General features: G+C 75.0%; 23 protein-coding genes and 1 tRNA gene. 14 read left to right on the top strand and 10 right to left on the bottom strand.

The genetic code is table 11. From position 1 onward, the window contains the following. The first annotated feature begins 16 nt into the window (after nucleotides 1–16). Genes ANAEK_RS03180 through ANAEK_RS03155 form a run of 6 tightly spaced genes read left to right on the top strand, consistent with a single transcriptional unit; the run spans nucleotide 17 to nucleotide 5,582 of the window. Nucleotides 17–832, top strand: coding sequence for a GAF domain-containing protein (locus ANAEK_RS03180; protein WP_012524709.1), 816 nt, complete (start codon nucleotides 17–19; stop codon nucleotides 830–832). 2 nt (nucleotides 833–834) lie between these two features. Next, a complete protein-coding gene (locus ANAEK_RS03175) occupies nucleotides 835–1,350 on the top strand; it encodes a chemotaxis protein CheD (RefSeq protein ID WP_012524708.1) in 516 nt (171 codons plus the stop codon). 9 nt (nucleotides 1,351–1,359) lie between these two features. Next, nucleotides 1,360–3,015: a chemotaxis protein CheA gene (locus ANAEK_RS03170; RefSeq protein WP_012524707.1), complete on the top strand. Its 1,656-nt coding sequence runs from the start codon at nucleotides 1,360–1,362 to the stop codon at nucleotides 3,013–3,015. A 26-nt stretch (nucleotides 3,016–3,041) separates the two neighbouring features. Next, nucleotides 3,042–3,620, top strand: coding sequence for a chemotaxis protein CheW (locus tag ANAEK_RS03165; RefSeq protein WP_012524706.1), 579 nt, complete (start codon nucleotides 3,042–3,044; stop codon nucleotides 3,618–3,620). Further along, nucleotides 3,617–4,522 (top strand): protein-glutamate O-methyltransferase CheR, encoded by a 906-nt coding sequence (locus ANAEK_RS03160; RefSeq protein ID WP_012524705.1) that lies wholly within the window; start codon nucleotides 3,617–3,619, stop codon nucleotides 4,520–4,522. Before ANAEK_RS03165 ends, ANAEK_RS03160 begins: the two co-directional genes overlap by 4 nt. A gap of 10 nt (nucleotides 4,523–4,532) precedes the next feature. Then, entirely contained in the window at nucleotides 4,533–5,582 is a 1,050-nt protein-coding gene (locus tag ANAEK_RS03155; RefSeq protein ID WP_012524704.1) for a chemotaxis response regulator protein-glutamate methylesterase, read from the top strand. A gap of 4 nt (nucleotides 5,583–5,586) precedes the next feature. Here ANAEK_RS03155 and iscX read toward each other — a convergent pair whose 3' ends face one another. The 7 genes from iscX to ANAEK_RS03120 all read right to left on the bottom strand — a co-directional run bounded on the left by iscX (nucleotide 5,587) and on the right by ANAEK_RS03120 (nucleotide 10,806). Next, nucleotides 5,587–5,781 carry a Fe-S cluster assembly protein IscX gene (gene iscX, locus ANAEK_RS03150; RefSeq protein ID WP_011419658.1) on the bottom strand — a complete coding sequence of 65 codons (195 nt, stop codon included), beginning with the start codon at nucleotides 5,779–5,781 and terminating at the stop codon, nucleotides 5,587–5,589. Nucleotides 5,782–5,815: 34 nt separating this feature from the next. Next, nucleotides 5,816–6,121: a 2Fe-2S iron-sulfur cluster-binding protein gene (locus tag ANAEK_RS03145; RefSeq protein WP_012524703.1), complete on the bottom strand. Its 306-nt coding sequence runs from the start codon at nucleotides 6,119–6,121 to the stop codon at nucleotides 5,816–5,818. A 1-nt stretch (nucleotide 6,122) separates the two neighbouring features. Further along, complete coding sequence (gene hscA, locus ANAEK_RS03140; RefSeq protein WP_012524702.1) at nucleotides 6,123–8,000, bottom strand: Fe-S protein assembly chaperone HscA; 1,878 nt, start codon at nucleotides 7,998–8,000, stop codon at nucleotides 6,123–6,125. A gap of 22 nt (nucleotides 8,001–8,022) precedes the next feature. After that, nucleotides 8,023–8,640, bottom strand: coding sequence for a Fe-S protein assembly co-chaperone HscB (gene hscB, locus ANAEK_RS03135; protein WP_012524701.1), 618 nt, complete (start codon nucleotides 8,638–8,640; stop codon nucleotides 8,023–8,025). Nucleotides 8,641–8,730: 90 nt separating this feature from the next. Next, nucleotides 8,731–9,063: an iron-sulfur cluster assembly accessory protein gene (locus tag ANAEK_RS03130; protein ID WP_012524700.1), complete on the bottom strand. Its 333-nt coding sequence runs from the start codon at nucleotides 9,061–9,063 to the stop codon at nucleotides 8,731–8,733. Between the two features lie 11 nt (nucleotides 9,064–9,074). Continuing rightward, complete coding sequence (gene iscU / locus ANAEK_RS03125) at nucleotides 9,075–9,536, bottom strand: Fe-S cluster assembly scaffold IscU (protein WP_012524699.1); 462 nt, start codon at nucleotides 9,534–9,536, stop codon at nucleotides 9,075–9,077. Between the two features lie 55 nt (nucleotides 9,537–9,591). Next, on the bottom strand, nucleotides 9,592–10,806 hold the full coding sequence (locus ANAEK_RS03120) for an IscS subfamily cysteine desulfurase (RefSeq protein ID WP_012524698.1): 1,215 nt from the start codon (nucleotides 10,804–10,806) through the stop codon (nucleotides 9,592–9,594). Nucleotides 10,807–10,964: 158 nt separating this feature from the next. On the opposite strand from ANAEK_RS03120, the gene ANAEK_RS03115 reads away from it, so the two are divergent. Together ANAEK_RS03115 and ANAEK_RS23515 are read left to right on the top strand one after the other, a co-directional pair. After that, a complete protein-coding gene (locus ANAEK_RS03115; protein WP_012524697.1) occupies nucleotides 10,965–12,380 on the top strand; it encodes a protein-disulfide reductase DsbD in 1,416 nt (471 codons plus the stop codon). Between the two features lie 274 nt (nucleotides 12,381–12,654). Continuing rightward, the gene (locus ANAEK_RS23515) at nucleotides 12,655–14,652 is read left to right on the top strand and encodes an Ig-like domain-containing protein (protein ID WP_012524696.1); all 1,998 of its coding nucleotides are present in this window, start codon (nucleotides 12,655–12,657) and stop codon (nucleotides 14,650–14,652) included. A 398-nt stretch (nucleotides 14,653–15,050) separates the two neighbouring features. On the opposite strand, the gene ANAEK_RS03105 is transcribed toward ANAEK_RS23515, so the two are convergent. Then, nucleotides 15,051–15,938, bottom strand: a complete 888-nt coding sequence (locus ANAEK_RS03105; RefSeq protein WP_012524695.1) for a hypothetical protein — start codon at nucleotides 15,936–15,938, stop codon at nucleotides 15,051–15,053. Nucleotides 15,939–16,259: 321 nt separating this feature from the next. Here ANAEK_RS03105 and ANAEK_RS03100 point away from each other — a divergent pair. The 5 genes from ANAEK_RS03100 to ANAEK_RS03080 all read left to right on the top strand — a co-directional run bounded on the left by ANAEK_RS03100 (nucleotide 16,260) and on the right by ANAEK_RS03080 (nucleotide 21,233). Further along, a tRNA-Leu gene (locus ANAEK_RS03100) sits at nucleotides 16,260–16,343 on the top strand. 157 nt (nucleotides 16,344–16,500) lie between these two features. Continuing rightward, nucleotides 16,501–17,538, top strand: a complete 1,038-nt coding sequence (gene argC / locus ANAEK_RS03095; RefSeq protein WP_012524694.1) for an N-acetyl-gamma-glutamyl-phosphate reductase — start codon at nucleotides 16,501–16,503, stop codon at nucleotides 17,536–17,538. 2 nt (nucleotides 17,539–17,540) lie between these two features. Then, complete coding sequence (argJ, locus tag ANAEK_RS03090; RefSeq protein WP_012524693.1) at nucleotides 17,541–19,640, top strand: bifunctional glutamate N-acetyltransferase/amino-acid acetyltransferase ArgJ; 2,100 nt, start codon at nucleotides 17,541–17,543, stop codon at nucleotides 19,638–19,640. Beyond that, a complete protein-coding gene (locus tag ANAEK_RS03085) occupies nucleotides 19,637–20,119 on the top strand; it encodes an arginine repressor (protein WP_012524692.1) in 483 nt (160 codons plus the stop codon). The genes argJ and ANAEK_RS03085 overlap by 4 nt, the downstream gene beginning before the upstream one ends. Before the next feature lie 64 nt (nucleotides 20,120–20,183). Beyond that, entirely contained in the window at nucleotides 20,184–21,233 is a 1,050-nt protein-coding gene (locus tag ANAEK_RS03080) for a hypothetical protein (protein WP_012524691.1), read from the top strand. Here the strand turns inward: ANAEK_RS03080 and ANAEK_RS03075 are convergent, their stop codons facing one another. Next, entirely contained in the window at nucleotides 21,234–22,439 is a 1,206-nt protein-coding gene (locus tag ANAEK_RS03075; RefSeq protein ID WP_012524690.1) for an NAD(P)/FAD-dependent oxidoreductase, read from the bottom strand. 173 nt (nucleotides 22,440–22,612) lie between these two features. On the opposite strand from ANAEK_RS03075, the gene ANAEK_RS03070 reads away from it, so the two are divergent. Continuing rightward, nucleotides 22,613–23,494, top strand: coding sequence for an NAD(P)-dependent oxidoreductase (locus ANAEK_RS03070; protein ID WP_012524689.1), 882 nt, complete (start codon nucleotides 22,613–22,615; stop codon nucleotides 23,492–23,494). 12 nt (nucleotides 23,495–23,506) lie between these two features. Here the strand turns inward: ANAEK_RS03070 and ANAEK_RS03065 are convergent, their stop codons facing one another. Next, complete coding sequence (locus ANAEK_RS03065) at nucleotides 23,507–23,914, bottom strand: response regulator (RefSeq protein WP_012524688.1); 408 nt, start codon at nucleotides 23,912–23,914, stop codon at nucleotides 23,507–23,509. Between the last annotated feature and the right edge of the window lie 65 nt (nucleotides 23,915–23,979).

Raw genomic sequence — 23,979 nt, 5'->3', positions numbered from 1 at the left:
CCGGAGCCCGACGCGCATGAGCGACATCCGTGGCAAGCCGGGCGGCACCGGCCGCGACCTGCAGCAGGTGAACGAGAAGCTGCGCGAGCTCATCAGCTCGCTCCGGACCGAGAAGGAGCGGCTCTCCGAGTCGCGCCACTCCGCCTCGACGCCCGCGCCCGTGCCGGCCGCCGCCGAGCCGTCGCCGCCCGCGGCGGTGGACCTCGAGAAGAAGCGGCTCGCGGCCGAGCTGGCGCTGGCGCGCGAGGCGGTCGAGCACGCCACCGCCGAGCGCGCGCGCCTGCGCGACCGGCTGGCGGAGATCGAGGCCGAGCACCAGCGCGTCTCCGACGACTACGTGGCGGTGGAGGAGCGCCACTCCGAGCTGGCGCAGCTGTTCGTGGCGCTGGAGCGGATCCACGGCGCGCCCACCCGCGCCGAGGTGCTCACCGCGCTCCAGGAGATCGTCATCAACGTGGTGGGGACCGAGGAGCTCGCGCTGCTCGAGGTGCGCGACGGCAAGCTGGTGCTGGCGCACGCGTTCGGCGTGGCGCCCGGCCCGCTCCGCGAGATCGCGCTCGGCGAGGGCGCCATCGGGCGCACCGCCCGGACCGGCCGGCTGTACGTGGCGGGCCGCGACGGCTCGCCCGACGAGGCGGACCGGGACCTCACCGCCTGCATCCCGCTCCGCGTCGGCGACCGCGTCACCGCGGTGCTCGCGATCTTCCGGCTGCTCGGCCACAAGCCGGGCCTGGGCGAGTCCGACCAGGCGGTGTTCGACCTGCTCTCGGCGCACGCGGGCCTGGCGCTCCACCTCCGCGCGCAGGCCGAGCGCGCCGGCGCGGCGAGCTGACCGTGACCCGCACCACCGGCGCAGCGCCGGATCGAGCAGCGCCGGCGGCCGGGGAGACCCCGGGCGGCGGCGGCCGCGCCCAGGTGTACCTGCACGCGGGCCAGATCGCCGTGGCGGCCGAGCCGACCGCGATCGTCACCGTGCTCGGTTCCTGCGTGGCGGTGTGCCTGCACGATCCGGTCGCGCGGGTGGGCGGGATGAACCACTTCCTGCTGCCGCTGCACGTCGAGCGCGAGCAGTCGGCGCGCTTCGGCACGGTCGCGGTCCCGCAGCTCGTCGAGGCGGTGGAGCGGGCCGGGGCGCGGCGGGCGCGCCTGGTCGCGAAGGTCTTCGGCGGCGCCAGCGTCATCGGCGCGTTCCGCGGCGCGCGCAACCTCGGCGACGAGAACGTACAGCTGGCCCTGCGCCTCCTCGAGGAGGCGCGCATCCCGGTGCTCGACCGCGACGTGGGCGGCGCGCGGGGCCGCAAGCTCATCTTCCACGTGGACGACGGCGCCGCCTGGGTGCGGCAGCTCTAGGGAGCGGTGATGGACGAGCTCGAGATCGATCGCGAGGCGCTGCTCGCCACGTTCCTGGCGGAGGCGGACGAGACGTTCGCGCACATGGAGCAGCAGCTCCTCGCGCTGGAGCGCACGCCGGAGGACGACGAGCTCCTGAACGCGCTGTTCCGCGACGTGCACACGCTGAAGGGCGCCGCGTCGCTGGTGTCGTTCGACGGCGCGCGCGACGTGGCGCACGACCTCGAGGACGTGCTGGAGCGCCTCCGCCAGAAGACGCTGGCGGTCACCGACCCCCTGGTGACGCTGCTGCTCCAGTCGGTGGACGTGCTCCGCGGGGCGGTGGCCGAGGCCGGCGCCGGCGGGGGCGGCGCCTCGGATGCGGTCCTGGCGTTCCGCGCCAGGCTGGCCGAGGCGGCCCGGGCGGCGGTGGCCGAGCGCGCCGCGCCCTCGGGCGCCGCCGAGGCGCCGGACGCGCACGAGCCGCACGCGCCGCACGCGGCCGCCGCGCGCACGCTCCGCGTCGACGTGGGCAAGCTCGACCGCATGCTCAACCTGTCCGGCGAGATCGCCATCGCGCGCGGCCGCCTGGGCGAGATGCTGGAGCGGCGCGGCGGGGTTTCGGCGGAGGACGCGCTCGACGCGCACCGCGAGGCGGACCGGCTCTACCTCGACCTGCAGGAGCTGATCATGAAGGCCCGCATGGTGCCCATCGGGCCGACGTTCCACCAGCACGTGCGCACGCTGCGCGACCTCGCCTCGAACCTGGGCAAGCAGGCCCGGCTGGTGATGGAGGGCGAGGACGTCGAGGTGGACACCGCGGTCATCGAGCACATCCGCGACCCGCTGCTGCACATGGTCCGCAACGCGCTCGACCACGGCATCGAGCGCCCCGACGAGCGCCGCGCCGCGGGCAAGCCGCCGGTGGGCACGCTCACGCTGCGCGCGTTCCACGACGCGGGCAGCATGGTGGTGCAGGTGCTGGACGACGGGCGCGGCCTGGACGTGCGGCGCATCGCGCAGCAGGCGGTGGCGCGCGGGCTCGCCTCCGACCCCGCCCGCATCGGGCCCGAGGACGCGGCCGGCCTGATCTTCGAGCCGGGCCTGTCCACCGCGGACGCGGTCACCGAGCTGTCCGGCCGCGGCGTGGGCATGGACGTGGTCCGGCGCAACATCGAGGCGCTGCGCGGCTCCGTGTCGGTGGAGAGCGAGCCGGGGCACGGCACCGCCATCACCCTGCGCGTCCCGCTCACCCTCGCCATCATCCAGGGCTTCAAGGTGGGCGTGGGCGGCGAGACGTACATCCTCCCGCTCGACGCGGTCTCCGAGTGCCTGGAGCTGCCGCCGGAGGAGACGCGGGCCGGCGCGCCCTGGGGCGTCATCAACGTGCGCGGGAAGCCGCTCCCGTACCTGCGGCTCCGCGACCACTTCAAGGTGGCCGGCGCCGCGCCGCAGCGCGAGAACGTGGTGGTGGTGCAGCACGGCGCCCAGGTGGCGGGCGTGGCGGTGGACGTGCTGCACGGCGAGAGCTCGACGGTGATCAAGCCGCTGGGCGGGCTGGTGGGCGCCGTGGCCGGCGTCTCGGGATCGTCGATCCTGGGCAACGGCCGGGTGGCCCTGATCCTGGACGTGGCGGGCATCCTGCGCGAGACGCTCCGCCGGGCGGCGGCGCAGGCGGCCGCCTGAGGCATCGCGAACCCGAGGGAGGAACCATGGCCGAGAGCACCGAGAGCGCGCAGCGCGCACAGTACCTGTCCTTCTCGCTGGGGGGCGCCGAGTACGGCGTCGGCATCCTCAAGGTGAAGGAGATCCTGCAGTACGAGACGATCACGCGGGTGCCTTCCACGCCGCGCTCCGTCCGCGGGGTCATCAACCTGCGGGGCGCGGTGGTCCCGGTGATCGACCTGGGCGTGAAGTTCGGCCTGGCCGAGACCGAGGTGACCCGCCTCACCTGCATCCTCATCGTCGAGGCGCTGCTCGAGGGCCAGCCCACGGTCGTGGGCGTCATGGCCGACGCGGTCCGCGAGGTGATCGAGCTCGGGTTCGACGACGTCGAGCCGCCCCCGTCGTTCGGCACGCAGGTCCGCGTGGACTTCCTGCTCGGCATGGGCAAGGTCGGCAAGCGCTTCGTGCTGCTGCTCGACCTCGACCGCGTCATCTCCGCCGACGAGAAGGAGTTCGCCGAGGCGGTGCGCGACGGGCTGCCCGAGGCCGAGGCGCCCGCCGCCGAGGGCGCGGGAGAGGCCGCCGCCGCGCCCGAGCCCGCCGCGGAGGCGCCGCCCGCCCCGTGAGCCGCGCCGCCGAGGAGGGCGCGCCCCGCCGCGCCGCGCTGGTCGAACCGCGCCCGCTCGCCACGGTGAGCGACCGCGACTTCCTGCGCTTCCAGGCGCTCATCAACCGCGAGGCGGGCATCTGGCTCGCGCCGGTGAAGAAGGCGCTGCTGGTGGGCCGGCTGGCGCGCCGCCTGCGCGAGCTCGGGCTGCACGGCTACGGCGAGTACTACGACCGCGTGGTGGAGGACGGCGCCGAGCGCGTGCGGATGCTCGACGCCATCTGCACCAACGAGACGCACTTCTTCCGCGAGCCGCGCCACTTCGACCTGCTGGCGGAGCGGATCGTCCCGGCCTGGGTGGCCGAGGCGGACGCGGGCCGGCGGCCGCGGCGGGCGCGCGTGTGGAGCGCCGCGTGCTCCACCGGCGAGGAGCCGTACTCGCTCGCCATGTCGCTGCTGGCCGGGCTGCCCGGCTGGGAGGTGGAGATCGTCGCCACCGATCTCTCCACCAAGGTGCTGGCGCGCGCCGAGGACGGGCTGTGGCCGGTGGAGAAGGCGAAGGAGATCCCGACGCCGTACCTGAAGGCCTACATGCTGCGGGGCTTCGGGAGCCAGGAGGGCCTCATGAAGGCCGGGCCGGAGATCCGCCGCCTGGTCCGCTTCGCGCGCCTGAACCTCAGCCAGGAGCCGTACCCGGCCATCGGGCACTTCGACCTCGTGTTCTGCCGGAACGTCCTCATCTACTTCGACCGCGACACCAAGGCCAAGGTGGTGAACCGGCTCATCGACCGGCTGGTGCCGGGGGGCCACCTGTTCCTCGGCCACGCCGAGAGCCTGGGCGGCCTCTCCACCCGGGCGCGCGCGGTCGTGCCCACCGTGTACCAGCTCGCCGCCGACGCGCCGCCGGCGCGTTCCGCCTGAGGTCCTGCCCGTGGCGCCGCGCATCCTGGTGGTGGACGACTCGGCGGTGGTCCGGATGGCGCTGTCCCAGATCCTGGGACGGGCCGGGCTCGAGGTCGAGACCGCCATCGACCCGCTGGTGGCGATGGACAAGATGCGCCGGGCCCGCCCGGACGCGATCGTCCTCGACATCGAGATGCCGCGCATGGACGGGCTCACGTTCCTCGACCGCGTCATGGCCCAGGATCCCGTGCCGGTGGTGGTGTGCTCGGGCCTGGCCGGGCCGGGGAGCGAGGTGGCGCTGCACGCGCTGGAGCACGGCGCGGTGGACGTCATCGAGAAGCCGCGCCTCGGGGTGAAGGGGTTCCTGGAGGAGTCGGCGCGGCGGATCGTGGAGGTGGTCCGCGCCGCCACGCAGGCGCGCCTGCGGGCCCGGGTCCGCGCGCTCCGCCCGCTGCCCCGGGCGCCGGCCGGCGCCCAGCCCCGGCCCGCCCCCCGGCTCGCGGCGCGGCCCGGGCGCGCCGAGCTGGTGGTGGTGGGCGCCTCGACCGGCGGCACCGAGGCGCTGCGCGTGCTGCTCGAGGCGATGCCGGCCGACGCGCCCGCCATCGCGGTGGTGCAGCACATGCCGGAGGTGTTCACCGAGCAGTTCGCGAGGCGCCTCGACAAGCTCTGCCGGATCGAGGTGAAGGAGGCCGCCGACGGCGATCGGCTGCTGCCCGGGCGCGCGCTGGTGGCGCCCGGCAACCGTCACCTCTCGGTGAAGCGCGCGGGCGGGCTGGTGGCGGTGGTGTCCGACGGCCCGCCGGTCTCGCTGCACCGGCCCAGCGTGGACGTGCTGTTCCACTCGGCCGCGCGCATCGCGGGACCGGGCACGCTCGCCATCCTGCTCACCGGCATGGGCGATGACGGCGCGGACGGGATGGTGGAGCTGCGGCGGGCCGGCGCGCACACGGTCGCGCAGGACGAGTCCACCTCGGTGGTGTTCGGGATGCCGAAGGAGGCCATCGCCCGCGGCGGGGCCGTCGAGGTGCTCCCGCTCCCGCGCATCGCGCCCGCCCTGCTGGCCTGGGCGCGATAGGCCGCTACTCGACCTCGTCGAGCCAGGCCATCTGGATGGCCTCGAGGACCTTCTCGCTCGACTTCTCCGGGTCGTCGGCGAAGCCGGGCAGCTCGCGGACCCAGCGGTGCAGGTCGGTGAAGCGCACCGAGAGCGGCGCCACGCCGGGGTGGCGGTCCGCCAGCTCGATCGCGATGTCCCGCACGTCCGTCCACTTCATGTTCGCCTCCAGCGCCGGCCGCGGCGGCCGCGGCTCACGACGCGATGCGGTTGCCGGGGATGCGGACCACCACGTCCTCGCCGCCGACGCAGGCCTGGCACCCGAGCCGCGAGCTGGGCGAGAGCCCCGCCGCCTCGTTCAGCTTGTCGTCCTCGCGGTCGCCGAGCTCCGAGAGCGAGGCGAGCCCCTGCTCGATCCACACGTGACAGGTGGTGCACGCCGCGACCCCGCCGCAGTTGTGCGGCAGGTCCACGTCCGCGGCCTCCGCCGCGTCGAGGATCGAGGTCCCCGCCGGCACCTCGGCCGACTTCCCGTCCGGGAGGAAGGTCACCCTCGGCACGTCAGCCCTCCTCCCCGTGTTCCTGGTCCTCGCCCTTCGCGCCGGTGGCCGGCGGGGCGTCGCCGAACTCGTCCACGCGGTGGCCGGCCATGGCCTTCGCCACGTGCTTGTCCATGCGCCGCTCCGCGAACGCCTTGGAGGCCGCGTCCACCGACTCGATCCAGGCCTTCACCGCCAGGTAGTCGGTGCCCTCCATGGCGGTGCGCAGGCCGCGCATCCGCTCCTCGACGGCGGCCCGCTCGTCGGGCCGGAGCAGCTCGCCGTCCATCGCGAACGCGGTCTCGAGCGAGGAGAGGATCCGGTCGCCCTCCACCCGCCACTCGCGCAGGAAGCGCTCGGACACGTCCTCCTCGGCGTGCTCGATGCTCTCCACCAGCATGTGCTCGACCTCTTCCTCGGTGAGGCCGTACGTGGGCTTCACCTGGATCCGCTGCTCGATGCCGGTGGTGAGCTCGCGCGCCGAGACCTGCAGGATGCCGTCCGCGTCCACCGAGTAGGTGATCTCCACCCGTGCGATGCCGGCCGGCATGGGCGGGATGCCCTTCAACGTGAAGCGGGCCAGCGAGCGGCAGTCGCGGGCCAGCTCGCGCTCGCCCTGCACCACGTGGATGACCATGCCGGTCTGGCCGTCGGCGTAGGTGGTGAACTGCTGGGTGGCGGAGGCCGGGATGGTGGAGTTGCGCAGGATGATCTTCTCGACCACCCCGCCCATCATCTCGACGCCGAGCGAGAGCGGGATGACGTCGAGCAGCAGCACGTCCTCGCGCCCGCCGCGGTCGAGCGCGTCGGCCTGCACCGCGGCGCCGAGCGCCACCACCGTGTCCGGGTCGAGGTCGGTGAGCGGCTCCTGGCCGAAGAGCGCCTTCACGTGGCGGCGCACCAGCGGCGTGCGCGTGGCCCCGCCCACCAGCACCACCCCGTCCACCTTCTCGACGCCCGCGTCGCGGAGCGCCGCCCGGCACGGGATCGTGGTGCGCTCCACCACCGGCAGGATGAGCGCCTCCAGCTCGGCCCGGGTCAGCCGCGCCCGCAGGTGGTGGCCCTCCGGCAGCTCCACCTCGGCCTCGACCGTCTCCTGGTCGGTGAGCGCCTCGCGGATCCGCTGCGCCGCCGCCACCGCGCCGCGCAGCACCGCCGGCGACGGGTCGGGGTTCGGCGGGGTGAGGCCGCCGTCGAGCAGCGTGCGCGCCACCAGCCGGTCGAAGTCGTCGCCGCCGAGGTGCGTGTCGCCGACGGTGGAGAGCACCTCGAACACGCCCTCCTCCAGCCGCAGGATCGACACGTCGAACGTGCCGCCGCCCAGGTCGTAGACCGCGAACACGCCCTGCGAGCGCTTGTCGAGGCCGTACGCCACCGCGGCCGCGGTCGGCTCGTTCAGCAGGCGCAGCACGTCGAGCCCGGCGAGCCGGCCGGCGTCCTTGGTGGCCTGGCGCTGCGCGTCGTCGAAGTACGCCGGCACGGTGATCACGCAGCCGCCCGGGGCGCCGCCCAGCGCCTCGCCCGCCGCGCGCCGCAGCACGCGCAGGATCTCCGCCGAGACCTCGATCGGCGTCACCGTGCGCTTACCGCCGCCGACGCGGAGGCGCACCATCGCGCCGGCCTCGTCGAACTGGTAGATGCCCCGGTCCTCCGGCCGGATGTCGCCCGGACCGCGGCCCATGAAGCGCTTCACCGACAGGATCGTGTCCACCGGCCGCTCGGGGGCGCGGCGCTTGGCGGCGCCGCCGACCTCGACGCTGCCGTCCGGCGGATAGAACACCGCCGACGCGAGCAGCGGCCTGCCCTCGTCCACCGGGAGGATGCGGGGGCGGTTCCGCTCGTCCACGTGGGCGACGAGCGAGTTGGTCGTGCCGAGGTCGATCCCGATCGCGCGGGGCATGGCTTTCTTCTACTACGGATCGCTAGGACGCGACCGCCGCGCTGGCGCGCTCCGCGTCCGCGATGATGTGGTCGTAATACCGGGCGCGGGAGAGCAGGCGAGCGATCTCGATCACCAGCTCCGAGAACCAGTGATCGTCCTCGAAGCAGCGCGCCACCTCGGTCTCGAGGGCCTGCAGGCGGGCCCGGGCGCGGGCCGCGATGTCGCGCAGGCCGGCCGCGTCGCGATCCGACTGGGCGAGCGCCATGTCCTCGCGCCACTCCAGCTGCTCCTCGAGGAACTGCGGGTCGGCGAAGGTCCTGCCCTCGGCGAACACGTCGGTGCCGGCCAGCTTGAGCAGGTAGGCGGCGCGGAGGCGCCAGTCCTTCAGGTAGCGGTGCGCGTCGTTCAGCCGGGTGGCGCGCTCCAGCGAGAGCCGGCGCTCGCGCGCCTCCGCCTTCGCGAAGCGATCGGGGTGCAGCGAGCGGGAGAGCGTGCGGAAGTTGCGGTCGAGCTCCGCGGGATCGAGCGCGAACTGGCGCGGCAGGCCGAGCAGCGAGAAGTAGTCCTCGGTGCGTCCGACCGGCTGGATCTTCTGGCAGCTCGGGCAGAAGGGGGTCTGCTGCTCCTCCTGCGCCTTGCAGCTCCAGCAGTGCGCCACGCGGCCTCCGTGGCCCCGATAACGATCGTTCCCGCCCTGCCTGCGCGCCGTGGCGCGGGGCGAAGCGGGAACGCGATCCAGCCGGGGCGGCTAGATCGTGAAGGACTCGCCGCAGCCGCAGGCGCTCTTCACGTTCGGGTTCCGGAACACGAACCCGGTCTGCATGAGCGTCTGCTGCCAGTCGATCACGGTGCCGGCGAGGAACACCGCGCTCTTCGGGTCCACGAACACGCGCGCGCCGTCGCGCTCGATGACCTGGTCGAACCTGGCCGGCTCGTTCGACCAGTCGATGAAGTACGACAGGCCCGAGCAGCCCCCGCCCTTCACGCCGAGGCGGAGCCCGCCCGCGGGCGTGCCCTTCTGCGCGCCCAGCGCCTTGATCTGCACCGCCGCCTTCTCGCTGATCTCGATCGCCGCCGCCATGTCCCGCGCTCCTAGATCCCGGACTTCAGCACGCCCTTCTCGATGAGCGCGCTGCGATCGCCCTGGACCGTGTTCGGCTTCACCGACGGCTCCCGGCCGTGCTTCTTCTGCCAGTCGGCCACCGCCGCCTTGATGGCATCCTCCGCCAGGACCGAGCAGTGGATCTTGACCGGCGGCAGGTTCAGCTCGTTCGCCACGTCGGTGTTCTTGATGGTGAGGGCCTCCTCCACCGTCCGGCCCTTCACCCACTCGGTCACGAGCGACGACGAGGCGATGGCCGACCCGCAGCCGAACGTCTTGAACTTCGCGTCCTCGATGACGCCGTCGTCGCTGACCTTGATCTGCAGCTTCATCACGTCGCCGCAGGCCGGGGCGCCCACCAGGCCCGTGCCGACGTCCGGATCGTTCTTGTCGAGCGAGCCGACGTTGCGGGGGTGCTCGTAGTGGTCGATGAGCTTCTCGGAGTACGCCATCGGTCGTTCCTTCCCTCGTTCCCGTCCACGTGGACCGGCTCGAGCAGTCCCGGTCCTAGTGTGGGTTCGCCCACTCGATCTGGTTCAGGTCGACGCCGTCCTTCACCATCTCGTAGAGCGGCGACATCTCGCGCAGCTTGCGGACCTTCTCGCCGAAGAGGCGGATCGCGTAGTCCACCTCCTCCTCCGTGCTGAACCGGCCCAGGCCGAAGCGGATCGACGAGTGGGCCAGGTCCTCCGACACGCCCATCGCCCGGAGCACGTAGGACGGCTCGAGCGACGCGCTGGTGCAGGCGGAGCCGGAGGAGACCGCCACGTCCTTCACCGCCATCATGAGCGCCTCGCCCTCGACGTAGGCGAAGCTCACGTTGAGGTTGCCGGGGACGCGGTGCTCCAGGCTGCCGTTCACGGTCAGGAGATCGAGCTCCTTCTCCAGGCCCTTGCGCAGCCGCTCGCGGAGCGCGGTGACGCGGACCGCCTCGGCGTCCCGCTCCAGCCGCGCCAGCTCGGCCGCCTTGCCCATGCCCACGATGCCGGGGACGTTCAGCGTGCCCGAGCGGAAGCCGCGCTCGTGGCCGCCGCCGTCCATCTCGGCGACGAGGCGCACGCGCGGCTTGCGGCGGACGTAGAGCGCGCCCATGCCCTTCGGGCCGTACATCTTGTGCGCGGAGATCGAGGCGAGATCCACGTTCATCGCCTCGACGTCGAACGGGATCTTGCCGATCGACTGCACCGCGTCGCAGTGGAACACCACGCCCGCCTCGCGGGCGATGCGGCCGATCTCGGCGATGGGGTGGACCACGCCGGTCTCGTTGTTCGCGTGCATCACCGAGACGAGGATCGTGTCGGGGCGCAGCGCCGCCTTCACCTTGGCGGGATCGAGCCGGCCGTCGCGCTCGGGCTCGAGGAAGGTGACCTCGAAGCCCTGCCGCTCGAGGGCGTGCATCGAGTCGAGCACCGCCTTGTGCTCGGTCTTGCAGGTGACGAGGTGCTTGCCCTTCGCCTGGTAGAAGTGCGCCGCGCCCTTGACCGCGAGGTTGTCGGACTCGGTCGCGCCGCTCGTCCAGACGATCTCCTTGGCCGAGGCGCCGATCAGCTTCGCGACCTCCTCGCGGGCTGCCTCCACCGCCTCCTCGGCCTTCCAGCCGAAGGCGTGGCTCTTCGACGCGGCGTTCCCGTACTCCGTGGTGAAGTACGGGAGCATGGCCTCCAGCACGCGCGGATCGACGGGCGTCGTCGCGTGGTAATCCATGTAGATGGGAATCTTCATCGCGCCCGGAACCTCTAAGATGCAGGGGCCTCGGCCGTGACCAACGTGGACGGCCGGGGTCGAGTATAAAGATTCACGTCATCGGGTCAAGCGGCCCCCCTCTACCAAACTATCGGGCGCGACAGGACTTTTTTTCTTAGATCTGCAAGGCCATTCGAATGCGCTTCGCCATCCGCACCCTCCTCGCCGCACTCACCTTCGCCGCCGTGGCGTGGATTCCAGACCTGATCGGTCTCGGACCCGCTGGGGGGTCGAGCGATCTGCGCCTCGGCGCACTGCTGGCGGAGGGGTCCGTGCTGGCGTTCGCGGTCGCGTTCGCCGGCGGCGTGGCGACCAGCCTCACGCCGTGCGTGTACCCGCTCATCCCGATCACCGTCTCGATCTTCGGCGCCCGCAAGGCGGGCTCCCGCGGCGAGGCGATGGCGGTGTCGGCGCTCTACGTGCTCGGCATCGCCGCCATGTACTCCGCCCTCGGGGTGGGTGCGGCGCTCACCGGCAAGGCGTTCGGCAGCGTGATGCAGAACCCGTGGGTGATCGGGTTCGTGGCGCTCGTGCTCGCCGCCATGGCGGCCTCGATGTTCGGCGCGTTCGAGCTGCAGCTCCCGGCCTCGATGCAGGCCCGCCTGAACGGCGTGGGCGGCGCGGGCCGCGCCGGCGCCTTCGCGATGGGGCTCGTCTCCGGGATCATCGCCGCGCCCTGCACCGGGCCGGTGCTCGCCGCCGCGCTCACCTTCGTGGCGGCCAAGGGCTCGGTCGCGTTCGGCTTCGGCATCATGTTCGCGTACGCGCTCGGCATGGGGCTGCTGTTCTTCCTCATCGGCGCGTTCTCCATCTCGCTCCCGAAGAGCGGGGCGTGGATGGAGACGGTGAAGTCGGTGTTCGGCGTGGCGCTGCTCGCGGCCGCGCTGATCTTCCTGAAGGACGCGTTCCCCGCGCTGAAGCCGCTGTTCTCGGCGGCCCGCGGCGCGGCGTTCGCGGCGGCCGCCGCGGCGGCGCTCGGCGTGCTGGCCGGCGCGCTCTCCGGCAGCTTCCACGCGCCCGCGCGGCAGCGGCTCGCGAAGGGGCTCGGCGTCGCGCTCCTGGTGGGCGGGATCGCCTACGCGGCCGGCGCGGCCGGCGCCCGCGAGCGGGCGCGCGCGCACGCGGGCTTCACGTGGCTCCACTCCGAGGCGGAGGCGCTCGCGCTCGCCAAGGCCGAGGGCCGGCCGGTCATCATCGACTTCTGGGCCGACTGGTGCACCGCCTGCAAGGAGCTGGACAAGATCGCCTGGGCGAAGCCGGAGGTGCAGGACGAGGCGGCCCGGTTCGTGGCGGTGAAGCTCGACGGCACCGACGGCTCGGACGCGTTCAACGCGCTCGCCGAGAAGTACGGCGTGGTGGGCATGCCCACCGTGATCTTCATCGACCCGCGCGGCCGCGAGGTGCCGGACCGGGTGATGGGCGCCATCTCCGCCCGCGAGATGGTGCAGAAGCTCCGCGCCGTGGACCGCGCCTGCGAGGGCCAGCCGTCGCCGGCGAAGCCCGCCGCGGTGCAGGGCGAGCCGGTCGCGATGGCCTGCGCCTCGCGCTGGTAGCCGAGGCGTTCGACCGGCCCGGCCAGCGGGGCGGGATCCGCTCCGGGGGAGCCCGTCGAGCCGAGCGGACGGCGCTGCCACGGTCCTGGGACGCGTCGCGCCCAGTCGCACTGTCCCGGCGGACGGGGGCGGCGCGATCCCGCGGCGACGCTCCTCCGGCCGGTGCTAGGAAGCGCGCGCCGCGTGCGGCGGATGGGCGAACGTGCCCGCCGCTGCGCGCGCGGGGGACATCCCCGGGGCGCCCCTCCATCGGCCCCGGCCCGGGTTCGACACCATGCGCTTCCGCACCGCGCTCGCCGCCGCCGCGATCGCCCTCTCCGCCGCCTGCTCCGGCTCGTCCGGCGCCCCCGGCCCGTCCGGCGGCCCGCCGCCCGCGCCGCTCACCGTGGTCGAGGTGGTCCCGGCCGACGGCGCCACCGAGGTCTCCCCGAGCGCGCCGGTGCGCATCACGTTCTCCGACGCGGTGGACCCGGCCACGCTGCCGGGCGCGATCGCGGTCGCCGGCGCGACCGGCACCGTGACCGTCGCCGGCGCGGTGGCGACGTTCACCCCGGCGGTCCTGCTCGGCGACACGACGTACGCGGCCCGCGTGAGCGCGGGCGTGCGGAGCCTGGCGGGCGGCGCGCTCGCCGCGGATCACGCCTGGTCTTTCACGACCGGCACGAACCGCGCGCCGGTGGCGGTCGCCGGGGCCGATCAGGACGTCGCGACCGGCGCCGCGGTCGCGCTCGACGGCTCGGGCAGCGTAGATCCGGACGGGGCCGGCCTCGAGCATGCGTGGACGCAGGTGGCCGGGCCGGACGTGACCGGTGGTGCGGGCGCGCTCCACGGGGTGGCGCCGGCGTTCACCGCGCCGGCGGAGGTCTCCACGCTGGTGTTCGATCTCACCGTCCGCGACGGCCAGTCGGAGAGCGCGCCGGACCGCGTCGTGGTGACGGTGCTGCGCAACCCCGCCGCCGCCGTGTTCGTCGCGCCCGGTGGCGACGACACCGCCGCCGGCACCCGCGGCGCCCCGCTCGCCACGCTGGGCGTCGCCCTCCAGCGGCTGAGCGCTCCCGGCGGCGCGGTGCCCGGCGCGGCCGTGTACGCCGCGGCCGGCACCTACTTCGGGCCGATCGTGCTCGCGAGCGGCGTCTCGCTGTACGGCGGGTTCGACGCGGCCACCTGGCTCCGCGACGCCGCCGCGCCGACCGTCATCGGGAGCTCGCTCCGCGGCATCGTCGGCACCGGGGCGACCGGGGTGGTGGTGGACGGCTTCACCGTCGCCGCCGCCGACGCGATCTCGCCGGGCTTCAGCTCGTTCGGCGCGTTCCTGGTGGACTCCGAGGTGACGTTCTCGCGCTGCTCGATCGCGGCGGGGAACGGCCAGGCGGGCGCGGCGGGCGGCCGCGGCGTGGACGGGGCGGCGGGGAACGCCGGGGGCTCCGGCGGCGGTGGCTCCTGCGACGGCGGCACGGTGGGCGCGGGCGGCGCGGCGGGGCTGGGCGCGTGGCCCGGCGGCGCAGGCGGCGCGGGCGGCGCCGAGGGCGCCAACGCGGGCAGGAACGGGTCCTCCGGCGGCGGCGCGAACGGGGGCGCCTCGGGCGGCGGCGGCGCGTACGGCAAGCCGGGCCAGCGCGGGCAGGACGGGTCGAGGGGCGGCGACGGCTTCCAGGGCCTGAACGGCGCGCCCGGCGGCGGGTTCGGCGGGCTCCTGCCGCTCCCCGACGCGTACCGCGCGAGCGACGGGTTCGGCGGCGGCAACGGCGGCGACGGCTTCGGCGGTGGCGGGGGTGGAGGCGGCGGCGGCCAGGGGCCCTGCGGGTTCCTGGAGTGCGACGAGGGCTCCGGCAACGGCGGCGGCGGCGGCGGCTCGGGCGGGAGGCTCGGCACCGGCGGCGGGGCTGGACGCGGGGGCGGCGCCTCCCTGGGCGTGGTGGTGGTCCGCGGCGCAGTGGTGCTGCGCGACACGACGGTGCGCGCCGGGAACGGCGGCGCGGGCGGCGCCGGGGGCGCCGGCGGCCTGGGCGGCGACGGCGGCCGCGGTGGGACCGGCGGCGCCACGTGCACCGGCGAGGTCGGCGGAGGCGGCAACGGCGGGGCCGGCGGGCGCGGCGGCGACGGCGGCTGGGGCGGCGGCGGAGGCGGTGGGCCCAGCGTCGCGCTGCTGAACGAGGGCGGCGCGGTGACGGTGGAGGGCGCGAGCACGCTCACCCCCGGCGCCGGCGGCGCGGGCGGCTCCGGGGCCAGGCCCGGCGCGCAGGGCGTCACCCACGCGCGCTGGGACCGCTGAGCGCGCAGCAGGAGTGGCGCCCCGACCGCTCCGCCGGCAGTGCGGGGGCGCAGCGGTGGCGCCACCAGCAGGGAGGGGCCCCAGCCGCAGGCTGGGGAGGGGTGCAACCCCTCCCCGCGGGGACCGCTCGCGCGCCCGCGCATGCGGGCGCGAGCGGTCACGGGCTCCGCGCGGCAGGAATGGGGCCCCGACGGCTCCGCCGGGCAGTGCGAGGGCGCAGCGGTGGCGCCACCAGCAGGGAGGGGCCCCAGCCGCAGGCTGGGGAGGGGTGCAACCCCTCCCCGCGGGGACCGCTCGCGCGCCCGCGCATGCGGGCGCGAGCGGTCACGGGCTCCGCGCGGCAGGAGTGGGGCCCCGACGGCTCCGCCGGCGGGGCGAGGGCGCAGCCCTCGTTACGATCAGAACGCCCGGAATCCGCCCACCACCAGGAACGTCAGCTCCCCGCGCGTCTCCTTCAGCGGCGCGTCGCCCGCGCCGGCGCGCACGCCCACGCCGGCGCGGGCCCCCAGCGTGAAGTCGCCATAGAACGGCGCCTCGTACGCGAAGGTGACCCGCGGCAGGAACAGCAGGCCGGCGTCGTGCCGGACGGTGAACACGAGCGGCAGCTCGCCCAGCGCCGACGCGACGCCGCCGCCGGCGCGGCGCGAGAGCGCGAGCCCGGGCGCGACCTCGAGCCCGCGGTCGGTGTGGTTCTTCGAGTCGATCCAGGTGCCGCCGAAGTTCGCGTACCAGGCCACGGCCAGGCGGGCGGCCACGTCGAGGCCGCTCGAGCGCCCCAGGCCGCGGCGGTACCAGCCGCCGAGGCGGAGCTCGGTCTTGGCCCAGTCCAGCGAGGCGAGCGCGCCCAGGTCGTCGATCCGGGTGAGGCCCTGGCCGTACATCGCGCCGAGCGACGGCCAGCCCGCCTCGACCTCGACGGCGGAGCCGCCGCCGAGCGGCTCGGCGGAGAGGAGCGAGCGGAGCGGGGCCCGGGCGGCGCCGTACGAGGCGGGGGCGGCCGGCGCCGGCGCAGGCTCGGCACGGGCGGGCGGCGGACGCGCGGGCGCGGGGGCCGGCGCGGGCCGGGCCTCCGGCGGCGCGGCGTCGGTGGGCGCGCCGGGGGGCGCGTCCTGGGCCGGCGGCGGCGGCGGGGGGAGCATCGCGCCGGGCGGCGGCGCCGGGCTGCGCTTCCCCTTCTCGGGCAGCGGCGGGTTGCCGCCGAAGGGCGCGTCGCCGGGGTTCGCCTGGGCGAGCACGGTGCCCGGGGCGGCGAGGACGAGGTGGAGCGCGGCGACGGTGGCGAGCATGGTGATTCCTCCGGAGTCGGCGGATTCTAGACGGCCGCTCCGGCTTCGGGAACGCTCCGCGAGCGAAGCGATTCCGCGTGCGTCGCGGCCGCAGCCCCGTGCGCGAGCGCAGCCCCGTTCAGAAGCCCCGCGACGGCGCGTTCCCGCGAGCGCAGCGAGCGCTGCCGGGGCGCCGGCGCGGAAGCGGCGCAGCCGCTCGCGCCGGCGCACGGGACCCGGCGAGCAAGGTGGGGCCCCACGGGGCTCCGCTCCGTGGGGCGGGGCGCAGGCCCCGTACTAGTTGACACCCCGGCCACCCCCGGCTAGAGAGGAGGCCCCTTCGCCCAGGTGGCGGAACTGGTAGACGCACCAGATTCAGGGTCTGGCGGCCTCAAAACCGTGGAGGTTCGAATCCTCTCCTGGGCACTGACCGGCGGGCGAAAGCCCGCCGGTCTTTTTTTCGCCTCCAGGCGCCGCTCCGGCCCGCTCCCGTGCCCGCCCGCGCCCCGATCGCCCGGCGCGCCCGCGGGCCCGGCCCGGCGCGTATTGACATCGCGGGCCGACTGCATATTTATGCACCCCCATGCATAGCCATTCGGCCGCGGTGATCGGCGCGTCCGGTTACTCCGGCCTCGAGCTCACCCGCCTGCTGGCGCGCCACCCGCACGCGCGCCTCACCGCGATCTACTCCGACCGCTGGAGCGGCGAGCGCGCCGGCGCGCGCCTGCCGCTGCCCGGCCCCGCCGCCTCGCTCGCGTACCTGCCGCTCGCCGAGGGCGAGTCGGCCGACGCGGACGTGGTGTTCCTCGCCACGCCGGCCGAGGTCTCGGCCGACCTCGTGCCGCGGCTGCTCGCGCGCGGGGCGAAGCTGGTGGTGGATCTCTCCGGCGCGTTCCGGCTCACCGACCCCGCCGCCTACCCGGCCTGGTACGGCTTCACCCACCCCGCCCCCGAGCTGCTCGCCGAGGCGCGCTACGGCTGCCCGGAGCTGGGCCGCGAGGCGCTGGCCGGCGCGCGGCTGGTGACGAACCCGGGCTGCTACGCCACGACCATCGCGCTGGCGCTCGCGCCGCTGGTGCGCAGCGGCGTGGCCTCGCCGGACGGCATCGCGGTGACCGGCCTCTCCGGCGTGTCCGGCGCCGGCCGCAAGTCGAGCGAGGACTACAGCTTCGTCGAGGTCTCGGACGACCTGCGCGCCTACCGGCTGGGCCGCCACCAGCACGTCCCCGAGATCGAGCAGACCGTGGCGCGCCACGCCGGCGCGTGCGGCCCCATCTCCTTCTCCCCGGTGCTCGTGCCCATCCGCCGCGGCATCCTCGCCACCGCGGTCCTGCGCCCCGCCCCCGGCGCGACGCAGGCCGACGTGGCCGCTGCGCTGGAGCGGGCCTACGGCGACGAGCCGTTCGTCTCGGTGCGCGCGCCCGACAAGGTGGCGGTGAAGGACGTGGTGCACACGAACCGCTGCCACGTGGGCGCGGCGCTGGACGCGCGCGCCGGCGCCCTGGTGGCGGTCTCCGCCATCGACAACCTGGTGAAGGGCGCCGCGGGGCAGGCGGTGCAGTCCATGAATGCCGCGCTGGGCTGGCCGGAGACGGCCGGCCTCGACCTGCTGGGAGGCTAGTGGTGAGGATCCCGAAGGGCTTCCGGTTCGGCGGGGTGGCGTGCGGCCTGAAGCCGCAGCGCCGCGACCTCGCGCTCGTCGTCTCCGACCACCCGGCCGCCGCGGCCGGCCTGTTCACCATCAACCGCGCCGCCGCCGCGCCGGTGATCGACGCCCGCACGCGCGTGCCGGCCGAGGGCATCCGCGCCATCGTGGTGAACTCCGGGAACGCGAACGCGCTCACCGGCCCGGCCGGCCTCGACGACGTCACCGTGATCCGCACCGCGGTGGCCGACGCGCTCGGGCTCCAGAAGCGCGCGGTGCTCACCGCGTCCACCGGCGTCATCGGCGCGCGGCTGCCGGCCATGAAGGTGGTCACCGCGCTGCCGGCGCTGGTGGACCAGCTCGGCGACCACCCGGATCTCGCCGCCGAGGCGATCATGACCACCGACACGCGGCCGAAGATGGCCGCGCGCGAGGTGACGCTGGGCGGGAAGACCGCCATCGTGACCGCGATCTGCAAGGGCTCGGGCATGCTCGCGCCGCAGCTCGCGACCACCATCTGCCTGCTCGTCACCGACGCGGCGGTGACGCCGCGCGCGCTGCAGGACGCGCTGGCGCGGGCGGTGGAGCGGACGCTGCACATGGTGACGGTGGACGGCGAGATGTCCACCAACGACACGGTCTACGCGCTCGCGAACGGGCTGGCCGGCAACCCCCGCATCTCCGACCCGGGGCCGGACCTGGATCGCCTGGAGACCGCGCTCACCGACCTGCTGGAGGAGATGGCCCGCGCCATGGCGGCCGACGGCGAGGGCGCCACCAAGCTGGTGGAGGTGGTGGTGTCCGGCGCCCCGTCCGACGAGGCGGCGCGCGACTGCGCCCGCGCCGTCGCCTCCTCGCCGCTGGTGAAGGCGGCGCTGTTCGGGGCCGATCCGAACTGGGGCCGGGTGCTCGCCACGGTGGGCGCGCGGGCCGGCGCCATGAACTACCCCATCGACCCGTACCGGGCGCGGGTGGTGCTGCAGGGCGTGACGGTGTTCGAGGGCGGCGCGCCGGTCGAGCTGGATCGCGAGGGGCTCCGGACGCGCATGCGCGACAGCCGCATCGACGTGCTGGTCGAGCTCGCCGACGGGACCGCGCGCGCGGTGGCCTGGGGCTGCGACCTCTCCTACGACTACGTCAAGATCAACGCCGACTACACCTCGCTCATCGTGCAGCGGCCCGACGGCGGCGTCGGCAAGGACGACCGCGTCTCCAACTACAGCCCGGCGTTCAAGCGGACCCTGCTCGCCGAGGCGCTGAAGTACATCGCCGCGTTCTCCGGGCAGGTGGCGGTCATCAAGTACGGCGGCGCCGCCATGGTGAAGGACAGCCTGAAGGCCGCGTTCGCCGAGGACGTGACGCTGCTGAAGAAGGTCGGGCTGAAGCCGGTGGTGGTGCACGGCGGCGCGCCGGAGATCACCCGCACGCTCGAGAAGCTGGGCGAGCGCAGCGAGTTCGTGGACGGGATGCGCATCACCGACGCGCAGAGCCTGCCGGTGGTGGAGATGGTGCTCACCGGCAAGGTGAACCAGGAGCTGGTGGCGCTGCTCAACGCGCGCAGCGCCGGCGCGGTGGGCCTGTCGGGGAAGGACGGCCAGCTGCTCCGGGCGCGCAAGGCGGTGCACGAATCCGGCCGCGACCTCGGCTACGTGGGCGAGGTGGTGGAGGTGAACACCCAGTTCCTGCGCATGTTCCTGGACGGCGGCTACGTCCCGGTGATCTCGCCCATCGGCCTCACCGACGACGGCACCGGCCTGTCGATCAACGCCGACGACGTCGCCGCGGCCATCGCGGTGGCGCTCGGGGCGCCGAAGCTCATCTACCTGACCGACGTCGCCGGGGTGCTGGAGTCGGCGCCGGACGGGCAGCTGGTCCGCCAGCTCACGCTCGCCGATCTCGACCGCCGCATCCAGGCGGGCGCCATCACCGGCGGGATGAAGTGGAAGGCCTGGGCCATCCAGACCGCGCTCCGCGGCGGGGTGGGCCGGGTGCACGTCCTCGACGGCCGGCAGCCGCACACCGTCATCGCCGAGCTCTTCACCGACCGCGGGGTGGGCTCGCTCCTCACCGCCGAATGACCTCCGCCGACCGCCGCCGCGACGCCGTCGCCCGCATCATCCGCGCCCGCCGCATCGGGACGCAGGAGGAGCTGCTCGCCGCGCTGGAGCGGGCCGGCTTCCGCGCCACCCAGGCGACGCTCTCGCGCGACCTCGCCCGCCTGGGCGCGCGCCGCGTCTCCGGGCCGGAGGGCGCGGTGTACGAGCTGGGCGCCGACGGCGCCGACGGCGGCCTGGCCGCGCTGCGCGGCCTGGTGAGCAGCATCGCCGCGAACGCGTCCATGGTGGTCATCCGCACCCACCCCGGCAGCGCGCCCGCCATCGCGCGCGCCATCGACCTGGCCCAGCCGCCGGAGGTGCTCGGCACCATCGCCGGCGACGACACAATCTTCGTCGCGCCCGCCGGCGAGCTGCGCCCGCGGCGGCTGGCGGCGCGGCTGGCCGAGCTGCTCGGCACCCCCTCCGCGCTGGCCGGCGACGGCGGCGAGCGGACCCACTGAGGAGCGCCGCGCGGCCCGAACTCGCGCTTTGCCGCCGCACGTACCCGTCGTAGGTTGTGCCGGCATGCGCCGCCCCCCCCTCCCCCGGCCCGCCACCCTCGTCGCGGCCGCGCTGCTCGCCGGCACGTCCGGCTGCGTCGCCCACATGCCCCGCTCCGACGAGCCCACCATGCTGCTCGAGCGCAGCTACGTGGGCGCGTCCACGGCGAGCGGCCAGTCCTTCGAGGCGGCGCCGGCCCTCCACGTGCTCCTGCACAACGGGCTCGACGACCCGGACGTCTTCGAGCGGGGCGGGTGGGCCAGCGCGCTCTCGGCCTCGTTCCTGGCCACGCTGCGCGTGTCGCGCGGCGACTCGGCGCCGGTGCGCACGCCGACCTACGAGCCGCACGCGAAGCTGCAGCTCTTCCATCTCGATCCGGCCGGTGCGCGCCCCGCGCCCTCGGCGCCGCAGCCCTGGATGCGGATGGCGGTGCTGGAGCTGGGCGGCGGCCACCGCTCGAACGGGCAGCGCGGGTGCTCGCTGGACGAGCACGTCCGCCGCCCGGGCGACGGCGACTGGGAGTGCGCCCCGGCCACCGACCCGCCCTCCACCGCGCTCAACCTCGACGACGGCAGCTTCACCACGAACTTCGTCGCCGGGGGCGCGTACCTGCGCCTGCTCCGGACCGGCGACCAGCCCGGCGCGTTCACCTCGGCGGTCACGGTGGGCGGCGGGCTCGAGTACGAGGTCGCCTGCGGCCTCGGCGCGTGCATGCCGCAGGGCATGCGCCGCCGCTTCGGGCCGGTGAACGCCCGGTACCTGGCCGAGTGGGAGGCGCTGGTGCTGCGCGGTCGCACGCGCCGCGTCCCGCTGCTCGGCACCGTCCACCTGGACAGCAGCGTGCGGGCGACGCTCTCGGGCAACGTGCACCTGGGGGCGGGGCGCGGCCCGTTCGGCGACCTGTCGGCGGAGGTGGCCATCCTGCCCCGCAACCCGAAGGGCATGGTGATGGGCCTCTTCGTGCGGCGCCACGTCGGGTACGACTATCTCAACATCCGCTTCGAGGAGCGGCTCGACGCGTGGCTGTTCGGCCTGGTGCTCGACCCGACGCCGCTCGACGGCGCGCGGCGCTGATCAGCCGGCGACCCGCTTCCACTCCTCGTTGGAGCGGAGCACGCAGTCCTCGATGGCGAGGCCGGCGAAGTAGTTGCCGGTGACGGCGAGCTTCCCGCCCGCCAGGCAGCGGTCCAGCTCCGCCACGATGTCCGCGTGCCCGAGCGCCGGCGACGGCAGCGTGGTCCGCCGCTCCACCGGCGTCCCCAGCCGCTCCACCGGCACGCGCAGCACCTCGCTCATGCGCTTCAGGCGCTGCTCGCGCGAGGTCCCGTCGCGGAAGTGGAACGCGAAGGCGCGCATCCGCGGGTCCGGGAACGGGTCGCGCGTCACGCACGAGAAGAACAGGTCGTCCACCGGCACCAGGAACGCGCACTCCGGCATCCAGCACTCGGCGCGCGGCAGGACCACGCCCATGCTGTCCACCCGGACCGTGCCGACCCGGCGGATCCCGGTGGCGAGCTCGTGGAAGTCCTGCTCGAGCATGGCCGCCGCCGCGTCGGGCGGCGCCGCCACCGCCACCAGCGGCGCCTCCAGCGTGCGCCCGTCGGCGGTGGTCACCGCGAAGCCGCCGGCGGTGCGCGCCACGCGGCGGACCTCGACGCCGGTCTCCACCGTCACGCCCTTGGAGCGGGCCGCCGCGTCGGCCACCAGCTGCAGGCCGCCGTCGAACCCGAAGCTGCGGACGAACTCCTCCCGCCGCGGCCGCTTCTTGAACAGCGAGCCGGCGCCCTCCAGCGGGAAGCCGTCCGCCTTCTGCGACGGCACCGCGGCGAAGAACGGCGAGATGACGCGGTCGTAGTTCCCGCGGCCGAGCAGCCGCGAGTAGTACGAGTAGACGGTCTCCCCCTCCTTCTTGCGGAAGATGCCGGCGGGGAAGTGCACCGCGGCCTCGAGCCAGCTCAGCTGGAGCAGGACCTTGGGCGGGGTGAGCCAGCGATAGGTCCCGTCGCGGAGCAGCCCGAAGCTGGCGCGGGCCGGGCCGCGCTGGACGATCTTCCCGGCCACGCCGCCGCCCACCGCGATGTCCAGGAACGCGCCGTAGCTGTTGTAGACGGTGTGCGCGCCCATCTCGAACCAGTAGCCGTCGGGGCGCCGCTCGGAGTGCAGGCACCCGCCGACGCGCCGGTCGCGCTCCAGGACCAGCACCTGCTTGCCCGCCTGCCCGGCCTTCCAGGCGAACGCGAGCCCGCTGATGCCCGCGCCGACCACGATGACGTCTGCCATGTCGATGGACCTTCCGCTGCGTGGCGTCCCCGCCGAGAGGACGAGGAAGCCTCGCAGAGAACGCCGCGACGCGCCAGAGGGCTTTTCGCCGGCCTCCCGCACGGCCGCGGGGCACGCCCGCGCGGCGCTGCGCCGCGCTGGCCGGGGCCGTTCGATTGATCTAGAGATCTCGGATGCGCTTGCGGATCGGCTTCATCGGCCTCGGGACGATGGGCGAGCCCATCGCCAACAACCTGCGCCGGGCTGGCCACGACCTCGCGGTCTGGAACCGCACGCCGGCCCGGGCGGACCACCTCGTGTCCAGGGGCGCGAAGCGCGCCGCCACGCCGCGCGAGTGCGCGAGCGGCAGGGACGCGGTGTTCACCTGCGTGTCCGACGAGCGCGCGCTCGACGCGGTCCTCGACGGACCCGACGGCGTGCTCGCCGGGCTGCGCGAGGGCGACGTGCTGGTGGACCTCACCACCGCGGGCGTCGCCTCCGCCCGCGCGGTCGCCGCCGGCGCGAAGGCGCGGGGCGCGCGCTTCGTCGCCTGCCCGGTGCTCGGCTCGAAGACGGCCGCGGAGCAGGCCCAGGTCGTGCTGGTGGCGGGCGGCCCCGGCCCGGCGCGCGAGCGGCTCCGCCCGGCGCTCCACGCGATCTCGGCCCGGCTGTTCGAGCTGGAAGACCCGGCGCAGGCCGCGCTGATGAAGCTGTGCGTGAACGCGGTCGGCGGCGCGATGATGACCGCGTTCGGCGAGGCGGTGGCGCTCGCCTCCGCGGGCGGCGTCGAGCCGTCGCGCCTGGTCGAGGTGCTGCAGGCGTCCGCCTTCCACTCGCCGCTCTACCTCATGAAGGGCGAGCTGGTGCAGAAGAAGGACTGGGCGCCGCGGTTCCGCATCGCGCTCGCGGAGAAGGACCAGCGCCTCGCGCAGGAGGCCGCGGCCGAGCTGGGCGCGCAGGTCCCGGTCAGCGAGGCGGTCCGCAAGCTGATGGCCGCCGCGACCGAGGCCGGCCGCGGGGACCAGGACGTCGCGGCGCTCGCCGACCTGTACCTGGAGTGGACGCGGAGGCGGTGACGCGCGTCGCGCCTACGGCGCACCTTCCGCCAGCGCGGGTCGCGGCGGTCCGGCTTGCTCGAGCGCCTCGGCCACGGCGCGGACCAGGTCGTCGAGGTGGAAGGGCTTCCGCACGTACCCGGCCGCCGGCGCGATCCGCTCCACCTCGCGCGCCACCTCGTCGGGCGGCGACGCCGACACGAACAGCACCCGCGGGCACCGCTCGCCGAGCGTGGCGCGCAGCTCCTGGAACAGGGTGGCGCCGTCCATGCCGGGCATGCGGAAGTCGAGCAGCGCGAGGTCGGGCGGGTTCCGCCGCGCGAGGACGAGCGCCTCGGCGGCGTCGCAGGTCGACACCGCGACGTGGCCCATCCGGCGGAGCGCCAGCTCGATGGCGCGCCGCACGATGTCGGTGTCGTCCACGATGAGAACCTGCGCCACGGCGTCCTCCAGCCCCCTGCCGTTGACGCGTTGCGTGCCGCGTGCCGGGCGCCGGCCCGTGTTTT

Source organism: Anaeromyxobacter sp. K, from assembly GCF_000020805.1.
In the GTDB taxonomy this organism is placed as follows: Bacteria; Myxococcota; Myxococcia; order Myxococcales; family Anaeromyxobacteraceae; genus Anaeromyxobacter; species Anaeromyxobacter dehalogenans.
The sequence above is the reverse complement of the archived record's forward strand: the minus strand, read 5'-3'. Positions and strand labels throughout refer to the sequence as shown.

Bases quoted from the DNA above. Each gene is read 5' to 3' on its own strand.
- ANAEK_RS03180 (WP_012524709.1), top strand. From the start codon at position 17: ATGAGCGACATCCGTGGCAAGCCGGGCGGCACCGGCCGCGACCTGCAG.
- ANAEK_RS03170 (WP_012524707.1), top strand. From the start codon at position 1,360: ATGGACGAGCTCGAGATCGATCGCGAGGCGCTGCTCGCCACGTTCCTG.
- ANAEK_RS03165 (WP_012524706.1), top strand. From the start codon at position 3,042: ATGGCCGAGAGCACCGAGAGCGCGCAGCGCGCACAGTACCTGTCCTTC.
- iscX (WP_011419658.1), bottom strand. From the start codon at position 5,781: ATGAAGTGGACGGACGTGCGGGACATCGCGATCGAGCTGGCGGACCGC.
- hscA (WP_012524702.1), bottom strand. From the start codon at position 8,000: ATGCCCCGCGCGATCGGGATCGACCTCGGCACGACCAACTCGCTCGTC.
- ANAEK_RS03130 (WP_012524700.1), bottom strand. From the start codon at position 9,063: ATGGCGGCGGCGATCGAGATCAGCGAGAAGGCGGCGGTGCAGATCAAG.
- iscU (WP_012524699.1), bottom strand. From the start codon at position 9,536: ATGGCGTACTCCGAGAAGCTCATCGACCACTACGAGCACCCCCGCAAC.
- ANAEK_RS03120 (WP_012524698.1), bottom strand. From the start codon at position 10,806: ATGAAGATTCCCATCTACATGGATTACCACGCGACGACGCCCGTCGAT.
- ANAEK_RS03115 (WP_012524697.1), top strand. From the start codon at position 10,965: ATGCGCTTCGCCATCCGCACCCTCCTCGCCGCACTCACCTTCGCCGCC.
- ANAEK_RS23515 (WP_012524696.1), top strand. From the start codon at position 12,655: ATGCGCTTCCGCACCGCGCTCGCCGCCGCCGCGATCGCCCTCTCCGCC.
- ANAEK_RS03105 (WP_012524695.1), bottom strand. From the start codon at position 15,938: ATGCTCGCCACCGTCGCCGCGCTCCACCTCGTCCTCGCCGCCCCGGGC.
- argC (WP_012524694.1), top strand. From the start codon at position 16,501: ATGCATAGCCATTCGGCCGCGGTGATCGGCGCGTCCGGTTACTCCGGC.
- ANAEK_RS03085 (WP_012524692.1), top strand. From the start codon at position 19,637: ATGACCTCCGCCGACCGCCGCCGCGACGCCGTCGCCCGCATCATCCGC.
- ANAEK_RS03080 (WP_012524691.1), top strand. From the start codon at position 20,184: ATGCGCCGCCCCCCCCTCCCCCGGCCCGCCACCCTCGTCGCGGCCGCG.
- ANAEK_RS03075 (WP_012524690.1), bottom strand. From the start codon at position 22,439: ATGGCAGACGTCATCGTGGTCGGCGCGGGCATCAGCGGGCTCGCGTTC.
- ANAEK_RS03070 (WP_012524689.1), top strand. From the start codon at position 22,613: ATGCGCTTGCGGATCGGCTTCATCGGCCTCGGGACGATGGGCGAGCCC.